This window comes from Chryseobacterium sp. AG363, from assembly GCF_003610675.1.
GTDB classification, from domain to species: domain Bacteria; phylum Bacteroidota; class Bacteroidia; order Flavobacteriales; family Weeksellaceae; genus Chryseobacterium; species Chryseobacterium cucumeris.
This window is the reverse complement of record NZ_RAQF01000004.1, coordinates 235,964-257,564: the sequence shown is the minus strand read 5'-3', so window position 1 is coordinate 257,564 and position 21,601 is coordinate 235,964. Positions and strand designations below refer to the sequence as shown.

Sequence of the window (21,601 nt, the reverse complement as noted above, 5' to 3'; positions counted from 1 at the left end):
ATTACTATTATATTCTTTTTATCGCAAAGCTCATTTCCGGTGGAGGAAAAATAATGGCTAAATAATGAGTGTTTTTCTGTTGATTATAATATTTTGAAATGGTTTCTAAGAAATGATTTGAAAAAAAACTGAATTCTTTTTCATCAAAAACGGCAAAGGAACCTGGTATCTTAAGTATATTTTTGTTGTGACCGGGAAGATCAATCTGTAGTTTTAAGTATTTTTTTTTGAATGCAAATTTTTTCGAAAAGCTCAACAAAGAATTGATGATAATATCTTTTTTATCAATATAACATAAAAAATATTTTTCACCATTAACCATACTTATTTTGATAATGTCATAAGAAGCTCCGTGAAGGCTAAATTCGTTTACTTCTTTCCATTCTGCTTCTGCCAGGTCTCTTTCAGTAAAACATATGGTTTCGTACTTTCTGAAATGATTTTGCGCAATACAGTATTGCGTCTTTTTATATAATTCTCTTTTAACATGAGAAACTACAGAATACATCACATTACTGAATAATATGATTACAGGAATACATAGAAAAATAAAAAGTAGTTTTTTGTTCAAAAAATGGAAAAATTTAAGGGGCAGGTTCTTCTGAAGACACCACAAAGGTAAATTTTGAAATATTAATTTTATACGGTACCTGAGATCCCTGGACAGTATACTCTATCCAATTGTCTTTTGGATTTAATTTTTGCGGAACAGAATTTTCTACAGGTACTCCAGCCTGCATTTGATCAGCAGTCTTTGTATCTACACCATTTTTGTAAGGAAGATTTCCTCTTATTATGATCGTACTGCCTGAATTATTCTGTACAAACGGAATGGTATTTCCTTCCGCTCTAAAAGCTTTTACAGTGATGACACTGTTATTGTTCTTCTTCAGTTTAACAATATATACAGCTCCTCTTACTCCTGCTCTTCCTCCTATCCATTCTGATTTTTCAGCAGAGATCACAGATACTTTCTTATCCTGGTATAAAGAGGATACCGGCATCCCGCAGGAAGCCAGCATCCAAAATAATATTAAATACAATTGATTATTCATTTTCTAATCATCATCACCTCCCGTACGTCCTAACACAAGGAAGTTACCACTATATACGATTTCACCTTTAGACTCCGCCTTCAAAATATAATTTCCAGAAACAAGTTTTTGTCCGAATTCTTCATCAGACTTTACATTTTTCTTACTGTATACTAATCTTCCTGAGCCATCCACTATGCTTATATCCACACTGCTGTATTTAGCAGTATCAAATCTCAGATGAGAAATTCCTTTTGAAGGATTCGGATATATAATGTTCATGTTTTTTCTTGATTTGGTTTCAGCTGTTGATAAAGCAGGTAGTGTATTCTGGGTTGTCCATGCTCCTCTACCATATGTAGAAACCAAAACTGTTTTGGTAACAGGTCTGTAATCTAAGTTGGTAATTCTTACATTTCCTATATTTCCTGTTACTGAAGCCCATTCCGGAGTTGTTGCAAGGAAATTAGTTGTTCCCCAAACTCCCATTTCTGTTCCTAGTATTACTTCATTTGGATTGTCGGGATTCCTTAATACAGTTCTTACAGGCATATCAGGAAGGTTCCCTTCTTTGCTCTGCCATGTAGTTCCTCCGTCTGTAGAGTAGAAAACACTGGTAAGGTTATAATTGGATAAGGTTACGATAATTTCATTTTCGTTGGCGCCAAATTCTATGTCAGAAACAGTTCCTGTTATGGGTGAGGTCAACAAGGTAGCTGCATATCCAGTAGTGTTGGCATTTGTTACTTTAAATATTCTCCCCAGGTTGGTTCCTACAAAAAGTGTTGTAGAAGCGGTTGTATAGGGAGATACTTTCATCCATGAAATCTGCTCATTTGTTTGTGCGGTTCCTACTGTCACCACATTATTGGTAAAAGATGTTGCTGATGCAGAAAGTCCACTTGTTCTGAAAAGGGTAAGACCGGAACGGTAAGAATAGAAGACATCATTTATTCTGTCCAGCGCTATTTCGTTCACAAAGTGCCCTAAACTTCTGTTAGCACTGGTAGTAATAAGGTTATATGCGTTATTTGTCAATAAATAGTGGTTATTGTTTGTATAACTTGCAATTTCGTAGTTATCCTGATCATCATATTCTGTATACATCCCGTCACCACCTGTAGCCGATTGGCTGGTAAGGAAATTATTAGCCTGTGGTACTCCATACAGCCACCATGAGCCATTATCCTGTGCTCCTGCTAATAGTTCTTCATCTGCCGGTGTTTTTGTGGGGTTCAGCATGGCAGAATAAAACTGCGTTACATTGTATCTGGTATTTCTGGAGGCTAGCCCACCAACAGCTCCGACATTAGCTTTATTGGCAGCATAATAGATTCCTCCATCATTACCAAACATCATTTGCCCTGTTGCATAATTATTATAAGGATTGAATACAATTTCATGCTGGTCAGCATGTACCTGTGAAACCTGTAGGGCTGCCATGTTATTATTATTGGACCACTTTGAGATCTGTGTCCAGCTTGTTCCTCCATTGGTAGATTTATGCAGATCAATACCACCTATATACAAGGTATTATCGTCCAGAGGATCTGTTGCAATGATCAGGTCATAAAAAGATTGTCCTCTTGTAAAGTCATTAGCAGGAATACTAGTATCGGTTGCAGTAGGCAGCGACAAAACAGGCGCAGCGTCATTTGTTGCCTGCCAAGTTGCTCCGCCATCTGCAGATTTTGCTATTCTGATAGGTTCTGCAGAAGATGCACCCTGCATAAATGCATATATTTTGTTGGCATCTGTTCTTGAAAGAGTAAAGTTAACTCTCGAGCCACTGCTTCCTACATTATATACCTGATTAAAAGTATTCCCGTCTGTGGATTTAAAAATTCGTCCTCCGGAATCTATATTGGAAAATCTGGAAGATCTGGTAGAAACCCATACTGCATTGTCTGCTCCAATTTCTATCTGTTGAATAGAATATCCTGTTGTGCTGGTCACGCCAGTAGTTGTATTAAGAGCTAATAAGCTGTTATTTTTTGTAAATGTTGTTCCACCATCTGTAGACTTGTACAATCCAGCCTGGCTTAATCCCTGCCATCCGTCATTAAACGAAATTCCTACATAAGCACCACTTACTCCGGCATATACTTCTGAAACGCCGTTATTATTCCTTACTTTAATATCATTGATATAGAAATTACCATTTCTTACTCCGGAAGAAGAATAAGTTACCGGAATGGTGAAAATCTGCGTCCAGGTGGTTCCTCCGTTCGTTGATTTCCATATTCCTGATCCTACTGCATCACCGGTTGGTGCTTCTCCTGTTCCTACATAAAAAATTTGTGGATTATTGGGGTCATACGTAATACTTGAAACAGAGGTATTGGCCCAGAATGTACTTAATGGTTGCCATTCATTGGCTGCCACTGAAGGGTCCTGATTTACCCAAAGCCCTCCTGAAACGCTTCCTGCAAAAACTCTTTTCCCTGTAGGATCATTTGGGTCATACATAATTGCTCTTGTTCTTCCTCCTACACTATATGGTCCTCTTTCAATCCAAGGCTCGTCTACTATTTTGCCCGTAGTAGAGGTATTGTGATTAGAAATAAAAGACATAGGTTGTGAAGGCTGATATTTACCTGTTAAGATGTCCTCATTTACCTTTGCCAGTCCTTCAAAGTTGGTTCTCCCTGTTACAGGATCCATTGTTCTTTTGTAATCCTCTTCATTGTATAAATTAGGAGGTATTCCTGCTGCTTTTGCAATTTTATGAGCCTTTTTAAGGTTTTTGTCATATTTAGCATAAAGTTCCTGTAGGTGTTTTTGATTGTCCTTAAGTGTATTTTGCTTTTGTGCATACACATTCATACAGAGTAGAACCGCTGCAATAGGGTATATTTTCATTTCATTCAATTTTTTTACAAATTTAATAAAGAAAATTAATTATTCAACCAATTTAAATTAATTATCAATAATTTACAGCAAAAATTAACATTATACATTAAATTGAATAATTTGTGTTTTTTTAATATGTTTTTTAAATAAAATTGCGAAAAATATAAAAAAAGAAAAAAAGAAACTGATTAGTGAATGATATGCAAAAGCAGGTAACAAAAAATACCCCGGTAAAAACCAGGGTATCCTTTATTTTATGTAAAAGAAATCTTACGCTTGAACGTTGTTTCCTCCTAATACGAAAGGCTCAACTTCTTTGATTTCTCCGAACTGCTGCTCGTAGTTAGCGATGTTCTGTTGAAGAGCGCTTAATACTCTTTTAGCGTGAAGTGGAGCAAGAATTACTCTTGATCTTACTTTAGCCTGCTGAACACCTGGCATCAACTGAATAAAGTCTACTACAAATTCAGATGGAGAGTGGTTTACTAAAGCTAGGTTAGCATAGATACCAGCAGCTACCATTTCGTTTAATTCGATGTTGATGTTTCCGTCTTGTGGATTTTGATTGTTGTCCATTGTTATAAATTATGTTTTTAAAATTCGAAATTTGAGATTGTGAAAATATAAAAATAATTTCAAATCCCAAATTTCAAATCATTAATTTTAGTTAAGGTCTTCGAATTCTTTCTTAGAACCTACAATAACGTTCTGATACTCTTTAAGACCTGTACCTGCAGGGATTCTGTGTCCTACAATTACATTTTCTTTAAGACCGTTAAGATCGTCTATCTTACCAGCAACTGCTGCTTCGTTAAGAACTTTAGTTGTTTCCTGGAACGATGCTGCAGACATGAATGACTTAGTCTGAAGGGCAGCTCTTGTAATACCTTGCAGTACAGGAGTTGCAGTAGCAGGAAGAGCTTCTCTTACTTCTACCAATGCTAAATCTTCACGCTTCAACTTAGAGTTTTCATCTCTTAATTCTCTTGCAGTAATCATCTGACCTGGTTTGAATTCTTTAGAATCACCAGCATCTACTACTACTTTAAGACCAAATACTCTGTTGTTTTCTTCCAAGAAATCATACTTGTGCTCAAGAGCTCCTTCAAGGAACTGAGTATCACCTCCATCTACGATAGATACTTTCGTCATCATCTGTCTTACGATAATTTCGAAGTGCTTGTCGTCGATTTTTACCCCCTGTAGACGGTAAACTTCCTGAATCTCATTTACTAAGTATTCCTGAACGGCTGTTGGGCCTTTAATTCTTAAGATATCTTCCGGTGTAATAGAACCGTCAGAAAGTGGAGAACCTGCTCTTACGAAGTCATTCTCCTGAACAAGAATCTGGTTAGAAAGTTTTACTAAGTAAATTTTTCTTTCTCCAGTTTTAGCCTCAACAATAAGTTCACGGTTACCTCTCTTGATTTTTCCGTAAGAAACTACCCCGTCGATTTCAGTAACAACCGCTGGGTTTGAAGGGTTTCTTGCTTCGAATAATTCGGTAACTCTCGGAAGACCTCCGGTGATATCCCCTGCTTTTGCAGATTTTCTTGGGATCTTGATTAAGACTTTACCAGCCTTAATTTTTTCACCATCGTTTACCATTAAGTGGGCTCCTACCGGTAAGTTGTAAGCTTTTTGCTCAACTCCTTTAGAGTCTACCACTTTCAGGGTAGGTACGGCTTTCTTATTTCTGGATTCAGAGATTACTTTCTCTTCGAATCCTGTTTGTTCGTCAATTTCAAGCTGGAATGAAATACCCTGGATGATATCCTCGTATTCTACCTTACCTGAAGTTTCAGCAATGATAACCGCGTTATACGGATCCCATCTACAGATTGTATCACCTTTCTTCACTTTATCACCTGGTTTTACAGATAATATAGATCCGTAAGGTACGTTAGCTACCATTAATGGAGTTCTTGACTCATTATCAGCAACTAATCTGAATTCTGTTGAACGGGAAACTACAACCTCAGCTGTATTACCGTTTTCATCTTCAGAAGTAATGGTTCTTACTTCATCCATTTCCACGATACCATCTCTTCTTGCAACGATAGATGGGTTTTCTGATACGTTACCTGCAGTACCCCCTTGGTGGAAGGTTCTCAACGTAAGCTGAGTACCTGGCTCCCCAATGGATTGTGCTGCAATTACACCTACCGCTTCACCCATGTGGATCACTTTACCTGTTGCTAAGTTTCTACCGTAACATTTTGCACAGATACCTTTCTTAGCTTCACAAGTTAATGGTGAACGAACCTCCACAGCTTCTAATCCTGCCTCTTCGATTCTCTTCGCCAAAGATTCAATGATCACCTGATCTGCGCTTGCAATAAGTTCGTCAGTTTCAGGATCGTAAATATTATGAAGGGATACTCTACCTAAGATTCTTTCAGAGATTCTTTCAACGATCTCGTCATTTTTCTTAAGTGCAGTAACTTCAGTACCTCTCAATGTTCCACAGTCGTCTTCTGTAACGATAACGTCCTGTGCAACGTCTACCAATCTTCTCGTTAAGTAACCGGCATCGGCTGTCTTAAGAGCGGTATCCGCAAGACCCTTACGAGCACCGTGGGTAGAGATAAAGTACTCTAGAATCGAAAGACCTTCCTTAAAGTTGGCAAGGATCGGGTTTTCGATGATCTCCGCTCCGGTAGAACCGGCTTTCTGCGGTTTTGCCATCAAACCTCTCATCCCTGATAACTGACGGATCTGTTCTTTAGAACCCCTCGCTCCAGAGTCAAGCATCATATATACAGAGTTGAAACCACCTTGGTCAGTTTTCATTCTGCTCATGATCATTTCAGTTAACCCAGCGTTGGTATTTGTCCAAACGTCGATTACCTGGTTATAACGTTCTGTATCGGTAATCAGACCCATGTTATAGTTAGCTCTAATTTCGTCTACAGTTTCAATTGATTGTGCAATCATCTGTTTTTTCTCAACAGGAACTACAATATCCCCAAGTGAGAAAGAAAGACCACCTTTGAATGCGTTTGAATACCCTAGGTCTTTCATTGCATCAAGGAACTTCACAGTTGTAGGGAAATCTGTATCAGCAAGGATCTTACCGATAACGTTTCTCAATGATTTCTTCGTAAGAAGTTCATTGATATATCCTACCTGCTTAGGTACAATCTGGTTGAACAGGATTCTACCTACAGAAGTTTCGATTAATCTTGTAACGATTTTTCCATCTTCTTTGATAGGTAGTCTACATCTTACTTTAGCATTTAAAGATACTCTACCTTCAGCGTAAGCAATTTCTGCTTCTTCAGGAGAATAGAATGCAAGACCTTCTCCTTTTACTTTCATCGTCTCAGTAGAGCTTAATTCTTTAGTCATGAAATAAAGACCAAGAACCATGTCCTGAGATGGTACCGTAATTGGAGAACCGTTTGCAGGGTTCAAGATGTTTTGAGAACCTAACATCAATAACTGAGCTTCAAGGATCGCTTCTGGTCCTAGTGGCAAGTGTACTGCCATCTGGTCACCATCGAAATCGGCGTTGAAGGCCGTAGTTACTAACGGGTGTAGTTGGATTGCCTTACCTTCGATCATCTTAGGTTGGAAAGCCTGAATACCCAGTCTGTGAAGAGTAGGTGCTCTGTTCAATAGAACAGGGTGACCTTTCATCACGTTTTCAAGGATATCATAAACTACCGGTTCTTTTCTGTCGATAATTCTCTTTGCAGATTTTACTGTTTTTACAATACCTCTTTCAATTAGCTTTCTAATGATGAACGGTTTGTAAAGTTCAGCTGCCATATCTTTAGGAATACCACATTCGTGAAGCTGTAAGTTTGGACCAACAACAATTACCGAACGCGCAGAGTAGTCAACCCTTTTTCCTAGTAAGTTCTGACGGAAACGACCCTGCTTACCTTTCAATGAATCAGAAAGTGATTTCAATGGTCTGTTTGATTCAGATTTTACTGCAGAAGATTTTCTTGTGTTATCGAATAATGAATCTACTGATTCCTGAAGCATACGCTTCTCGTTTCTCAAGATTACTTCAGGAGCTTTGATCTCCAATAATCTCTTCAAACGGTTATTTCTGATGATAACTCTTCTATAAAGGTCATTCAAGTCAGAAGTAGCGAAACGTCCTCCATCCAATGGAACCAATGGTCTTAGTTCTGGTGGGATAACAGGAAGTACACGCATGATCATCCACTCTGGTCTGTTGATCATTCTTGTATTAGCACCTCTTAATGCTTCTACAACGTTTAATCTCTTAAGAGCTTCTGTTCTTCTTTGTTTTGAACCTTCGTTGTGAGCTTTGTGTCTCAAGTCGAAAGACAATGCATCAAGATCAATTCTTTTTAATAGATCTTCTACAGCTTCAGCACCCATTCTGGCGATGAATTTGTTTGGATCAGAATCATCAAGATACTGGTTTTCTACAGGAAGAGTTTCCATGATGTCAAGGTACTCTTCTTCTGTAAGGAATTCCATATTTTCAAAATCAGAACCGTCTAATTTTTTAGCAATACCCTGCTGAATCACTACATATCTTTCGTAGTAGATGATCATATCTAATTTCTTAGAAGGAATTCCTAAAAGGTATCCGATTTTGTTTGGTAATGAACGGAAATACCAGATGTGTGCAATTGGAACTACAAGGTTAATGTGCCCTATTCTCTCTCTTCTTACTTTTTTCTCAGTAACTTCTACTCCACAACGGTCACAAACGATCCCTTTGTAACGAATTCTCTTGTATTTACCACAAGCACATTCGTAATCCTTTACAGGACCAAAGATTTTCTCACAAAATAGCCCGTCTCTTTCAGGCTTGTGAGTTCTGTAGTTAATAGTTTCCGGCTTTAAAACCTCCCCTCTTGAATCTTGTAAAATAGACTCCGGTGAAGCTAGACCGATGGTTATTTTATTAAATCTACTTGATTTATTTTTATTTGACATAATTTTTTTTAGATTTTAGATTTCAGATTTCAGATTTCAGACGAAATCATCATTCCAAATTCAAGGATTATAAAATTCTTAGAGTGTCGTAGTCTGACATCTTGTGTCTGACATCTGATATCTTACTCCTCCAATCTTACGTCTAATCCAAGACCTTGTAACTCGTGAAGTAATACATTGAATGATTCCGGAATACCTGGTTCAGGCATAGATTCACCTTTTGCAATGGCTTCATAAGTTTTTGCTCTACCAATCACGTCATCCGACTTCACAGTAAGGATCTCTCTAAGGATGTTAGATGCACCGAATGCTTCAAGTGCCCAAACCTCCATCTCTCCGAATCTCTGACCTCCGAACTGAGCTTTACCTCCTAACGGCTGCTGAGTAATCAATGAGTAAGGACCAATAGAACGTGCGTGCATCTTATCATCTACCATGTGTCCTAGTTTCAACATGTAAATGATACCTACTGTTGCAGCCTGAGTAAATCTTTCTCCGGTACCACCATCATAAAGGTGAGTGTGACCGAATTTAGGAAGACCTGCTTTCTCAGTATATTCAGTAATCTGATCAAGACTTGCTCCGTCGAAGATTGGCGTAGCGAACTTCAATCCTAATTTTCTACCAGCCCATCCAAGAACGGTTTCGTAGATCTGACCAATGTTCATACGAGAAGGTACCCCTAGTGGATTCAATACGATATCTACCGGTGTTCCGTCTTCAAGGAATGGCATATCTTCTTCACGAACGATTCTTGAAACGATACCTTTGTTACCGTGACGTCCTGCCATTTTATCTCCTACATTCAGTTTACGTTTCTTAGCGATGTAAACCTTAGCCAACTTCATGATCCCTGCCGGAAGCTCATCTCCGATTGAAATTGCGAATTTCTCACGGTTTTTAACTCCCTGGATGTCGTTATATTTGATTTTGTAATTGTGAATCAATTGTTTGATCAATTCATTCTTGTCAGCGTCAACTGTCCAGTCTGAACCGCTAACGTTTACATAATCTTCAACTGAAGTTAATAACTTGTGAGTGAATTTCACACCTTTACCGATGATTTCTTCGTCAAGGTCATTTTGTACCCCTTGAGAAGTTTTACCGCTTACCAGTGTGTTTAATTTTTCAATTAAAGTATTTCTCAACTCGTCAAACTTAGCCTTGTAAGTGTTTTCAATTTCTTCAAGTTTAAGTTTTTCTTCAGTTCTTTTCTTTTTGTCTTTAATGTTTCTGGAGAACAATTTCTTGTTGATAACAACTCCTCTTAATGAAGAGTCAGCTTTCAATGAAGCATCCTTCACATCACCAGCTTTATCACCGAAGATTGCTCTAAGAAGCTTTTCTTCAGGAGTCGGGTCAGATTCACCTTTTGGAGTAATTTTACCAATCATGATATCTCCAGGCTTCACTTCAGCACCGATTCTGATCATACCGTTCTCGTCAAGATCTTTCGTAGCTTCTTCAGATACGTTTGGAATATCTGCCGTAAGCTCTTCCATACCTAATTTAGTATCACGAACTTCAAGAGAATATTCATCCACGTGGATTGAAGTAAACCAGTCTTCACGTACAACTTTTTCGTTGATTACGATGGCATCCTCGAAGTTGTATCCTTTCCAAGGCATGAACGCTACCACTAAGTTTCTACCAAGAGCTAATTCTCCTTTTTCAGTAGCATAACCGTCGCAAAGTACCTGTCCTTTTTCCACTACATCACCTACTCTTACGTTTGGTCTTAGGGTAATGGTTGTACTCTGGTTAGTTTTTCTGAACTTAGTAAGGTTGTATGTTTTAGTAGCAGACTCGAATTGTACTAAATCTTCGTCTTCGCTTCTTTCATATTTAATAACGATTCTGTCAGCATCTACGTACTGTACAGTACCTGTACCTTCAGCGTTAATTAAAATTCTTGAATCTCTTGCAACTTGTTGCTCAAGCCCTGTACCCACGATTGGAGCCTGTGGCTTCAATAGAGGAACGGCCTGACGCATCATGTTAGATCCCATCAATGCACGGTTCGCATCATCATGCTCAAGGAACGGAATTAATGATGCAGAAATACCAGAGATCTGGTTTGGTGCAACATCAATAAGGTTAACCTGAGATGGCTCCACTACAGGGTAGTCACCATCTAATCTTGCAATAATTCTATCTGTTAAGAAATCACCGTTATCGCTCAATTCAACGTTTGCCTGAGCAATTACTTTGTCTTCTTCGTCTTCTGCATTAAGGTAAATAGGATCAGCATTAAGATTAATCTTACCTTCTTCTACTTTTCTATATGGAGTTTCGATGAAACCTAGTCTGTTGATTTTAGCATAAATACCAAGGGATGAAATCAAACCGATGTTTGGTCCTTCCGGAGTTTCAATCGGGCAAATTCTTCCATAGTGAGTATGGTGAACGTCTCGAACCTCGAAACCTGCTCTTTCTCTTGATAAACCACCAGGCCCTAGTGCAGATAATCTTCTCTTGTGAGTAATTTCTGATAGAGGGTTGGTTTGGTCCATGAACTGAGAAAGCTGGTTGGTACCAAAGAATGAGTTAATTACAGATGTTAATGTCTTAGCATTTACAAGGTCAAGTGGAGTAAAGATTTCGTTATCTCTAACGTTCATTCTTTCCTTGATTGTTCTTGCAATTCTTGAAAGACCTACCCCGAACTGTCCAGCTAATTGCTCACCAACAGTTTTAATTCTTCTGTTTGATAAGTGGTCAATATCATCAACCTCAGCTTTAGAGTTTACAAGCTCGATTAAGTGTCTTACGATAGCAATGATATCTTCTTTTGTAAGAACTTCAGTTGTGGTTGGAATATTAAGACCTAGTTTTTTGTTCAATCTGTAACGTCCTACCTCACCTAATGAATATCTTTGCTCAGAGAAGAATAATTTTTCAATAATTCCTCTTGCAGTTTCCTCATCTGGCGGATCTGCATTTCTTAACTGACGATAAATATACTCTACTGCTTCTTTTTCAGAGTTAGTAGGGTCTTTTTGTAATGTATTCTGGATGATAGAGAATTCGTTGCTGTTTTCTTTGTGAATCAGGATTGATTTCACACCAGCATCAAGAATAAGATCCAAGTGTTCTTTTTCAAGAATAGTTTCTCTATCCAAGATGATTTCGTTTCTTTCGATAGAAACTACTTCACCTGTATCTTCGTCTACGAAATCTTCGAACCAAGTGTTCAATACTCTCGCAGCCAATGTTCTCCCTTCTACTTTTTTAAGGGCAGCTTTAGAAACTTTCACTTCTTCAGCAAGGTCGAAGATCTGAAGGATATCCTTGTCAGATTCATAACCAATCGCTCTTAATAGAGTTGTTAATGGTAATTTTTTCTTACGGTCGATATACGCGTACATTACGCTGTTGATATCTGTTGTAAATTCCATCCAAGATCCTTTGAAAGGGATAATTCTTGAATAGTAAAGTTTGGTTCCGTTTGCGTGGTAAGTTTGTCCGAAGAATACACCAGGTGAACGGTGAAGCTGCGTAACGATAACTCTTTCAGCACCATTGATGATAAAAGAACCACTTGGCGTCATATAAGGAACCGGACCTAAGTATACGTCCTGAACCACTGTTTGGAAATCTTCGTGTTCCGGGTCAGTACAATACAATTTAAGTCTAGCTTTTAGAGGAACTGAATACGTAAGTCCTCTTTCCACACACTCATCGATTGAATAACGTGGAGAATCTACCAGATAGTCTAAGAATTCTAATACGAATTGGTTTCTTGAATCCGTAATTGGGAAATTCTCTTGGAAAGTCTTGTAAAGAGCTTCTGTCTTTCTGGCTTCAGGAAGTGTATCAAGCTGGAAAAATTCTCTGAAAGACTCAATTTGGATATCCAAAAAGTCTGGAGTGATGATTTTTCCTTTCGCTGATGAGAAATTAATTCTCGGATTTCCTTGAGTTGTTGATTTTGTTTTACTCATAAAACTTTTAAGAAAGGGTTAAAAAATATTTTGATTCATTAAAAAATATCAGAAAAGAACAACAAACAAGATAAAAGTAAAAGGTAAAAGTGTTTTTGGCGCTCACAAAGGACCTTAAGCTCTTTTAAACTTTGTACATAGTTCTTTCTAACTGCAACACTGGTATATCTTTTCACAGCGTAATGCAAAATATTTTTATTACTTTTGAGGCAGTATTACCGCAGTATTTACATACACGAAATCCCTTCCATGTTTACCACAATGAAAGAGTTGATTTTCAGTATTTTATAAATTTACAAACAATTTTTCGCGCCAAAAGAGGGGCAAAGATACAAAAAGTTATCCACAATAACAAATAAAACCTCTCATTTTGAGACTCTTAAAACAAGAGAGGCTGCCCAAATATGAGCAACCCCTCCACAACACAAGCTAATCCTATGATTATTTCACAATAACCTTATAAGATTTTATTTTTGATTTAGTTTCTATTTTAATAATATACACTCCTGTAGGAAGTGAAGAAGTATCAATACCTGTATGAGCATTAAAACGATCTGTCTTAACAACCTGTCCTTGTGCAGAGAACAAAGTATATACACCTTCCTCCCCTGATATAATTCTAAGATTTTCTCCTGCTTTTACAGGATTCGGATATACTTTTACATCATTCACTGCATCGATAATTTCTGCGGAGGTAATTTTTGCCGTACTGGATGCATTTTTCAATAATGAAGCATAAGGTGAAAGTGGGGAATCCGGAGATCCTCTTTTTACAAGATCTGTATCTACAACAGCCTGAATCCCATCTTTTTCTTTATCATTAATTATTGAGATAAAACCTCCTCCTAATGTATCAAGGTTTGCTTTTCCGATCTGATAAAGGTCAGGATCTGAACCATTGGAAGTAATATCCAGAAAGTCCGGTTTATCATCTCCGTCTGTATTTTTAAGTGGATATTTCAATATGCCTGAATCCGGGGAAGTTTCCAGAATATCTGCAATTCCGTTTTTACCTACCGGAACATTTGCATCAATAATACCGTTATGATCAGAATCAATCTGATTGATGACTGAGGTCGGAATTCCAGACTCAAATAAATCCAGGATACCATCATTATCAGAATCAAGATCAAGATAATTAGGAACAGAATCTCCCAATACCGGCGTCAGCAGAATGTCTCCTTCATTATCATCATCCTGAAACTTGCCGTTTTTATCAAAATCTTCTACTGCATCCGGAATTCCGTCATTATCAGAATCCAGATCACAGGCATCTACAATTCCGTCACCATCTGTATCGAGTGCAGGAGATTTGTCATTTACGGCTGTACATCCTTCCGCACAGTCAGGAATTCCGTTTCCGTTATTATCTATGCTGTCATCTCCTCCCTGGCATTGATCAAAACAGTTCGGAACTCCATCATTATCATCATCTCTGCTTGCAAAAGCATTGTAGATATAATAGTTTTGAGGAATACGAATAGCCGTTCCGCTGTTGAAAGTGATTTTAATACGGTTAAAAGGTTTTGTTGATTTCCCTCCAACATAGAATTTATTAGAATCCGTTGTGAAGAAATTTCCACTGATAAGACTTCCTGAACTCGTAAAAGTATCTGTCAATATATTTCCGTTGTACAATGTCACAGTGATATTTTCCAGAACACTTACTCCAAGAAGATTACCTGCTTTTTCTACAGTAAATCCAGCCATTGTATTGGCAGGAAGCACTGCATTAGTTCCTACCGTAGCAAACGCTGAGAAAAGACTGAAAATAGAGGCAGCCGGAACAGCAGCCGTAGCATAATTGGAAGGATTATTATCTACAATCGCTTCGGGACTGGTCATTTTAGCTAAAATAAGACCGAGGAATCCTGGTCCGGAAGTCCATGGAGTACCTGCAACTAGATTTCCCGGTACAGCAGAACCACTGGTCTGGATTTTATCATCACAATCACAAGTAACAGGTTCTTCGAATGCATAATATACTTTCAGGGCTCCTAAATTAAATCCTAGGGTTTGAGTAACTTTTAACCTTACTTCATTGAAAGGTTTAGTAGTCGTCAAGGTAACCTTTTGTTTTCCTGAGCCATAACCTAATACTTTGATATTAATCAAGCCTCCTCCGTCGGACAACTGTTTTGAATCCTGAAGCTGTCCAAAAAGATAAGTTTCTATGGTAATATTTTTTAAAAACTCTGCACTTAACAGTTTACCCTGATCATCCGGTTCTATTACAAAACCTGTTCTGTTTCCTGCCGGGTAGGTCTGATTTTTGTCTAAAACGCCTACTGAATAAGAACCCAATAATCCCACTGGCAGAACTATTGATCCATAAGAATTTTTGTTTCCATCACCTATTTTTTCTTTATTCTGAACATAGGAAAGCGGAGCAAGAAAACTGCTGCTTCCGGATACATTTCCATCCACACCGCTTCCCGCAATGATATCATCACAAATACCATTGTTATCCGTAGGTACTTTTGCAGAATCAAATGCAAATGCATAATATACATTCATTGCACTGAATACAGAAAGAGCATTGGTCTGATATAATCTTACTTCATCAAATTCTTTTGAAGTTTTAAAATGAAGAAATATTCTGTTTTTACTTCCTCCGAATGCAGGTACTGACAAAAGCGTACTGCTAGTAGTTATTTCCTGAAGAATCCCATTTTTATAAGTACTGATTCTTAAAGAACTCAAAAGATCTATCGTGATAAAACTTGTTCCAATATCTACATTGAAACCGGTAATATATCCCGCGGGATAAGTTGTATTTTTATTCTTTACAGAGATTCCGTTTCCACTTAAAAGAGAAGCGAAATTACCCATACTTACATTATTATCAAGGCTGGCATCCACGACGGGATTCATACTTCCGTTATAACAGGCAAGACATATCCCTGAATTGTTGACAGGTTTTGCTTCTACACCCATCCCACGGATTGGTTCATAACCCTGCTGTGCCAAAACTCCTGCAGACATCATCAATATCATGAGCAGCACAGCTAACTTTTCGAATAATTTTCTGGTCATTTTTTATTTTTTTAAGGTTTGTGTTTTTATTGAGTTAGTAAAGCGCCTTCCAGTTGGAACCGTTACAGCCTTCATGAACTTTAGCGGTTGTATTATATCGGATTGCACCTTCTTCCGCTGCTGTACATACCGCATTGGCGCCGGAAGCAATTCCTTTCATCTGAAGGGCGGCCCCTGTAGAAGTAGCCGCTGTAGGAGCCATATTAATTCCCAGTATGGTATCTGTTCCGTTTCCTTTATTGAAGAAAACATGTTCCTTATTGGCATACACCATTTGTCCCGCAGCAGCCTGAGCTGAAAATCCTATAGCAAAAGCTTCAGTCCCTGTCGCTGTATTTGCTGAGCCAACAGCTATATTGTTTAATGAAGTGGTATTTCCGCTCCCAATGGCAATCCCACCATTGTTATTGTGATTATTTCCGATGGTCAGCCCTGTGAGTCCTGTTACTGTATTCAGATTTCCAAAGACAAGGTTATTAGCGCCTGTTGCTGTATTATTATTTCCTATTACTTTAGCTCCATTGTTTGCGGCATTGTTTAATCCAATAGCTACAGCCGGAAAATTTCCCTGTGCTGAAACAGTATTATCTTTTCCCAGTGCAATATTTGAGGAAGTACTGTTGGTAAGGGTATTGTTTGATCCCCATGTTAATGAAGCATAAGGACCAGATGCAGAATTAGAATTTCCTCCCTGCAAGGTTCCGTTAATATCCAGAATTCCTTTTACGTTTTTCTGGGTTGCTAAAACCAAGTTCTGACCGTCATTTGTTCCCAGGTAATTTCCAGCAGTGATGTCAGTTCCTAAGTTTGCAGTACTTGCTGTTGTGCCAGTATTCCCTACTAGCCGCCAGCTACCGCTTAAGCTGCTCCATTTTGAACCGTCAAAATAATAGTAGCCCGATGAAACAACATCCACAGTTTGTCCTGTAGGTGTAGTCTCAGCTGCTGTAACATATACTATTGCTCCGGTTTGGGCTGCAGTATAGTTTTTAGCTTTCAATTGTATTCCTGTAAGTCTTGGGGCAATCACACCGTCAAGTTTGCCCGGATTAGAAGGTGATCCTACGATATCAAAAGTTGCCTGTGGTTGGTTAATATTAATCCCTACCTGAGCGAATGTTGGAAAACTTAGTGATAACAGAGCGATGGTTAATAATTTGTTTTTCATTTCTAATGATGTTTGCTGTTTTTATGTAAATGTGTTTTTTTTGAAAGGGCAATTCTCAGGCATTCTCATCTAAATCATAAATGAAATAACAGCTTATGCTGTAAGAAGGTGCTTAAAATTGTAAGGAATGTTATGGAATAAGGGAAAGAACTGGTTTATCAGGAATTTTGATGATAAATTTAAAACCGTCAACCAGTTTTATGGAATTGCTGTAGAACTTTTTAATGCCTTTAAATATTGGGCAAACGTTCTCCGTATATTGCTGATACGAATAGCTCCATTTATTTGATATGGCTACAAGTTTTGTAGTATTAAAGATAGGGAGTTTAGACTGAGAATCTTCATCATAAAATATATGAGTTTCCTTTTGATGAGCAGAGAGACATTCGGAAACAGACCCGTCATTTTTGGTCTCAGAGCACAGATGAACAGAAACATCGGCTAAGTAATCCTGCAGATGATTTTTAATATCTGTACGATATGATAACTCAGGTTTTATTCTCATTACAGATATCAACTTAGTGTTTAATTTTCCTACAGCTGCCAGAAGCAACAAAAGTGTAATCTTATGGCCGTAGGAAAGAAAATAATTTCTCTCCAATTATATTGTGTTTTTTTCGATACAAATATAATATTTTTTCAACCAAAACAATATTTTATTAATAAAAACTCACACAAAATAACCAATATTAAAAATACTATTAAAATATCATGTTAATTATTAAATAATATTCAACCGTAAAAAGATATATTAAAATCAGAAATAAAAATATTGAAATACTGTTACAAAATAAGAATCACATTTACAATTACTTACATATAAAAAAAAAGCCCAGGCAAATGCCCGGACTTCTATATTTATAATACAATTGAAATTATTTCAATTCTACTTCAGCACCAGCTTCTTCTAATTGCTTCTTAAGAGCTTCAGCTTCGTCTTTAGAAACACCTTGCTTAATTGCAGCAGGAGCTCCGTCTACGATATCTTTAGCTTCTTTAAGACCAGCACCAGTTAAATCTTTTACTAATTTAACGATAGCTAATTTAGAAGCACCTGCAGACTTAAGAATTACGTCGAATTCAGTCTTTTCTTCAGCAGCATCACCTGCACCACCTGCAGCAACAACTACAGCAGCAGCAGCTGGCTCAATTCCGTACTCATCCTTAAGGATAGCAGCTAATTCGTTTACGTCTTTTACAGTTAGGTTTACTAGCGTTTCAGCTAAATTTTTTAAATCTGACATTGTTGTAATGTTTTTGTTGATTATTTATTTAATTTTTTGAGTGTAATTATTCAGCACTTGTTTCTTCAGTGCTTTCTGCAGCAGCTTCTGGAGCTTCAGCAGCAGGAGTTTCTTCTACTACAGGAGCAGCTTCTTCAGCTTGAGCTTCTACAGTTTCAGATTTGTTTTGAAGAGCAGAAACAACTCTCTGGATTGGAGACTGAAGTAATCCGATGATTTCACCGATCATTTCTTCTCTAGACTTGATGTTAGCCAACATATCTAGGTTATTGTCACCAACGTAGAAAGTTTCTTGAACAAAAGCAGACTTTAAAGCTGGCTTTTCTTCTTTCTTTCTGAATCCTTGGATCAATTTCGCAGGAGCGTTTGCTGTTTCAGCAATCATTAACGCTGAATTTCCTTTGAAAGATGGGAACATTTCAGAGTAATCTACTCCTTCAATTTGCTCCATTGCTTTTTGTAAAAGTGTATTTTTTACAACTTTCACTTTGATATTTTGTTTGAAAGCTTGTCTTCTGAAATCTGAAGATTTACCAGCGTTCAAACCTTCTAAATCTGCTACGTATACTACTTTTGCATCCTGAAGCAAATCTTTGATCTCTTGTATTGCTACAACTTTTTGGTCTTTTGTCATTGTCTTAAGGATTATTATTAGTTAACAGATTTAGTATCAATTGCAATACCTGGGCTCATTGTAGAAGACAAATAGATGCTCTTCACATAAGTTCCTTTAGCAGCAGTTGGTTTCATTTTGATCAATGTCTGGATTAATTCCTGAGCATTTTCTTTGATCTTAGCAGCATCGAAAGATACTTTACCAATACCAGCATGGATAATACCATACTTGTCTACTTTGAAATCAATTTTACCTGCTTTAACTTCAGTTACTGCTTTACCAATTTCCATTGTTACAGTTCCTGATTTAGGGTTTGGCATTAAACCTCTTGGACCTAATACTCTACCTAATGGACCTAATTTACCCATTACAGCTGGCATTGTAACGATTACGTCAACATCTGTCCAACCTTCTTTGATTTTTTGTAAATATTCGTCAAGACCTACATAGTCAGCACCAGCAGCTTTAGCTTCTGCTTCTTTATCTGGAGTTACAAGAGCTAATACTTTAACATCTTTACCAGTACCGTGAGGAAGAGATACAACACCTCTTACCATTTGGTTTGCTTTTCTTGGGTCTACACCTAATCTTACAGCGATATCTACTGAAGCATCAAACTTTGTAGTGTTCACTTCTTTTACAAGAGCTGAACCTTCTTCAAGGTTATAGATTCTTCCTTTTTCTACTTTGCTTAAAGCTTCCTTTTGCTTTTTAGTTAATTTTGCCATTTCTTTAAGTTTTAAGCGTTAGTTGGTTTTGTTCCTGTTACTCTTAATCCCATAGATCTGGCAGTACCTGCAACCATAGAAAGAGCAGAATCCATTGTAAAACAGTTAAGATCCGCCATTTTATCTTCAGCGATTTTCTTTACTTGTTCCCAAGTTACAGAACCTACTTTGTTTCTGTTTGGTTCACCAGAACCTCCCTTGATCTTAGCGGCATCCATTAACTGGATCGCTGCAGGTGGAGTTTTAATAACGAATTCAAAAGATTTGTCTTCGTATACTGTAATTACTACAGGTAAAACTTGCCCTGGCTTATCTTGGGTTCTTCCGTTAAATTGCTTACAAAACTCCATGATGTTCACACCTGCAGAACCCAATGCTGGACCTACTGGTGGAGAAGGGTTAGCTGCGCCACCTTTCACCTGAAGCTTTACCATTTTAAAGACTTTCTTAGCCATTGTTTGTTTTTTAAATTTGAATAATTAATGAGTTTGGAAGCATTTATTATTCAGTAGGTTATGCACTCACATAACAATAAACCTACTTTTTGGACTGCAAAAGTATAAAATATTTTTGAAATAGCAAACGGAAATTGCTGATTTTTAAAAAGTTTTAGAAAAAAAAATCATTACCCATTATTGTATAATTTAAAATACAGCCAGAAAAATAAAAACGGTTATTTGCATTAAATAACCGTTTTTTATTTTTAAAAGGAAAGATTGATTAAAAACCGGAAGGTTTATTAATTGTTTTTGTAGAACCGTCATTTCCTCCAAGATCATCATTGATGTCGTTTATATTTTGTTTTTCAATCAATCTTCTATAGGCCATCAGGTAAAGGTCAACCGTAAAGTTGTTATAAGTTCTTGATGGTGTACTTGTATTGGTTGCAATCATTCTGCTATCCGTAAATCTTGCTCTTATATGCCATGTTCCGTTACTTTTGAAGGCTACTACATCCGGTGAGCCCTGTTTATTGTCATTCACACCATTATCTCCGTAATCAAGCATTACGCTGGTATTTCCCTCATTCAGCTTAAATGAGTAGTTGTGAAGTATAACCAAAAAGTTGGTGGCATCAATTTTAGTATCATAATCTGTAATTCCTGTCCCAGGTACACCAGTAAGAGTAAGCTTAAGGTAATTGAACAGTCCGCTGCTTTCCAGAGCCGGATCATACAACTGTAAAGCATTCTGAGAAGTTGCTAAAAAGCTACCTCCTGTCATGGTAGGCTCTCCCGGATTTCTCAAGTACAAAGAATTCGTATAGGTCTTTCCGTTAACATCAAGTGTTTCTGTAGGATTAGCTGTATTCACCCCTACTTTTCCTTTTTGGGCATTCAAAAATATCCCAAGGCACATGATTATTGTGATATAAATTTTTCTTTTCATAGTTTTTTTATTGAAGCCCTAAAGGCGTATTGGTTGATACTCCAGAATATCCCGGTGAAGCAGATGCAGAAACAGAACCGTTAAAAGTTCCCCAGTCTTTCACTAATGATTTTTCAAAGACATTTAAGGTAAGTGTCCAGGTTCCATTGATGGAGGAAACAGTTCCTGCTCCTTTAAAAGCTAAATTAATAGCATGGTATTTTTTACCTCCACTGGTTACCTGTGTAATTTCAGTGGCATAGGAACCGTACGATTTTGGGCTGGTGGTGGTATTCGCTGCCGAAACCGCTCCAGTAAAAACAGCACCTGTAATAGCCACCACATATTTACTCGCATCTAATCCTGTATTGAGATTCACAACTTCATCCTGTCTCACATTTTTCAATACAACATTATACATATTTACAGGTGCTACATTACGGAGCGATATATCCAGCAGCTTTACTTTACCTACCGGCGAAGAATCTTTTGATCGGGTAAGAAGAAGATAATTTCCGCCTGCCTTTGTATTTTCAGTATCTATTAAATAGGATTCTACTAATGTTTCCCCTTCAACATCCAAAGTTCCTTTAGGTGTTGCAGTATTGATTCCTACTTGTGCATTTATGCTTAAAGCAGCAAAACCCGTGAAGAGTATCGCAATAATTTTTTTCATAGAGT

15 protein-coding genes are annotated in these 21,601 nt (G+C 37.5%); all 15 read right to left on the bottom strand.

What is annotated here, in order from left to right:
• Positions 1-7: 7 nt before the first annotated feature.
• The 15 genes from DEU39_RS17450 to DEU39_RS17380 all read right to left on the bottom strand — a co-directional run bounded on the left by DEU39_RS17450 (position 8) and on the right by DEU39_RS17380 (position 21,596).
• The gene (locus DEU39_RS17450) at positions 8-571 is read right to left on the bottom strand and encodes a hypothetical protein (protein ID WP_147367606.1); all 564 of its coding nucleotides are present in this window, start codon (positions 569-571) and stop codon (positions 8-10) included.
• Positions 572-584: 13 nt separating this feature from the next.
• A complete protein-coding gene (locus DEU39_RS17445) occupies positions 585-1,055 on the bottom strand; it encodes a hypothetical protein (protein WP_131797549.1) in 471 nt (156 codons plus the stop codon).
• Between the two features lie 3 nt (positions 1,056-1,058).
• A complete protein-coding gene (locus DEU39_RS17440; protein ID WP_120232791.1) occupies positions 1,059-3,896 on the bottom strand; it encodes a T9SS type A sorting domain-containing protein in 2,838 nt (945 codons plus the stop codon).
• A gap of 261 nt (positions 3,897-4,157) precedes the next feature.
• A complete protein-coding gene (locus tag DEU39_RS17435; protein ID WP_027375539.1) occupies positions 4,158-4,463 on the bottom strand; it encodes a DUF3467 domain-containing protein in 306 nt (101 codons plus the stop codon).
• An 87-nt stretch (positions 4,464-4,550) separates the two neighbouring features.
• Positions 4,551-8,816: a DNA-directed RNA polymerase subunit beta' gene (gene rpoC / locus DEU39_RS17430; RefSeq protein ID WP_120232790.1), complete on the bottom strand. Its 4,266-nt coding sequence runs from the start codon at positions 8,814-8,816 to the stop codon at positions 4,551-4,553.
• 122 nt (positions 8,817-8,938) lie between these two features.
• Complete coding sequence (gene rpoB / locus DEU39_RS17425) at positions 8,939-12,760, bottom strand: DNA-directed RNA polymerase subunit beta (RefSeq protein WP_062675824.1); 3,822 nt, start codon at positions 12,758-12,760, stop codon at positions 8,939-8,941.
• A gap of 441 nt (positions 12,761-13,201) precedes the next feature.
• On the bottom strand, positions 13,202-15,796 hold the full coding sequence (locus DEU39_RS17420; protein ID WP_120232789.1) for a T9SS type A sorting domain-containing protein: 2,595 nt from the start codon (positions 15,794-15,796) through the stop codon (positions 13,202-13,204).
• A 34-nt stretch (positions 15,797-15,830) separates the two neighbouring features.
• Complete coding sequence (locus DEU39_RS17415) at positions 15,831-16,964, bottom strand: hypothetical protein (RefSeq protein ID WP_120232788.1); 1,134 nt, start codon at positions 16,962-16,964, stop codon at positions 15,831-15,833.
• A 130-nt stretch (positions 16,965-17,094) separates the two neighbouring features.
• Positions 17,095-17,565 (bottom strand): hypothetical protein, encoded by a 471-nt coding sequence (locus tag DEU39_RS17410; RefSeq protein WP_120232787.1) that lies wholly within the window; start codon positions 17,563-17,565, stop codon positions 17,095-17,097.
• A gap of 274 nt (positions 17,566-17,839) precedes the next feature.
• The gene (rplL, locus tag DEU39_RS17405) at positions 17,840-18,208 is read right to left on the bottom strand and encodes a 50S ribosomal protein L7/L12 (protein ID WP_062675820.1); all 369 of its coding nucleotides are present in this window, start codon (positions 18,206-18,208) and stop codon (positions 17,840-17,842) included.
• 46 nt (positions 18,209-18,254) lie between these two features.
• Positions 18,255-18,842 (bottom strand): 50S ribosomal protein L10, encoded by a 588-nt coding sequence (gene rplJ, locus DEU39_RS17400; RefSeq protein WP_062675819.1) that lies wholly within the window; start codon positions 18,840-18,842, stop codon positions 18,255-18,257.
• Positions 18,843-18,859: 17 nt separating this feature from the next.
• Complete coding sequence (gene rplA, locus DEU39_RS17395; RefSeq protein ID WP_002976422.1) at positions 18,860-19,552, bottom strand: 50S ribosomal protein L1; 693 nt, start codon at positions 19,550-19,552, stop codon at positions 18,860-18,862.
• A gap of 11 nt (positions 19,553-19,563) precedes the next feature.
• Entirely contained in the window at positions 19,564-20,007 is a 444-nt protein-coding gene (rplK, locus tag DEU39_RS17390) for a 50S ribosomal protein L11 (RefSeq protein WP_047435399.1), read from the bottom strand.
• A gap of 265 nt (positions 20,008-20,272) precedes the next feature.
• Positions 20,273-20,941: a hypothetical protein gene (locus DEU39_RS17385; RefSeq protein ID WP_120232786.1), complete on the bottom strand. Its 669-nt coding sequence runs from the start codon at positions 20,939-20,941 to the stop codon at positions 20,273-20,275.
• Positions 20,942-20,948: 7 nt separating this feature from the next.
• Positions 20,949-21,596, bottom strand: coding sequence for a hypothetical protein (locus tag DEU39_RS17380; RefSeq protein ID WP_062675817.1), 648 nt, complete (start codon positions 21,594-21,596; stop codon positions 20,949-20,951).
• Positions 21,597-21,601 lie beyond the last annotated feature (5 nt).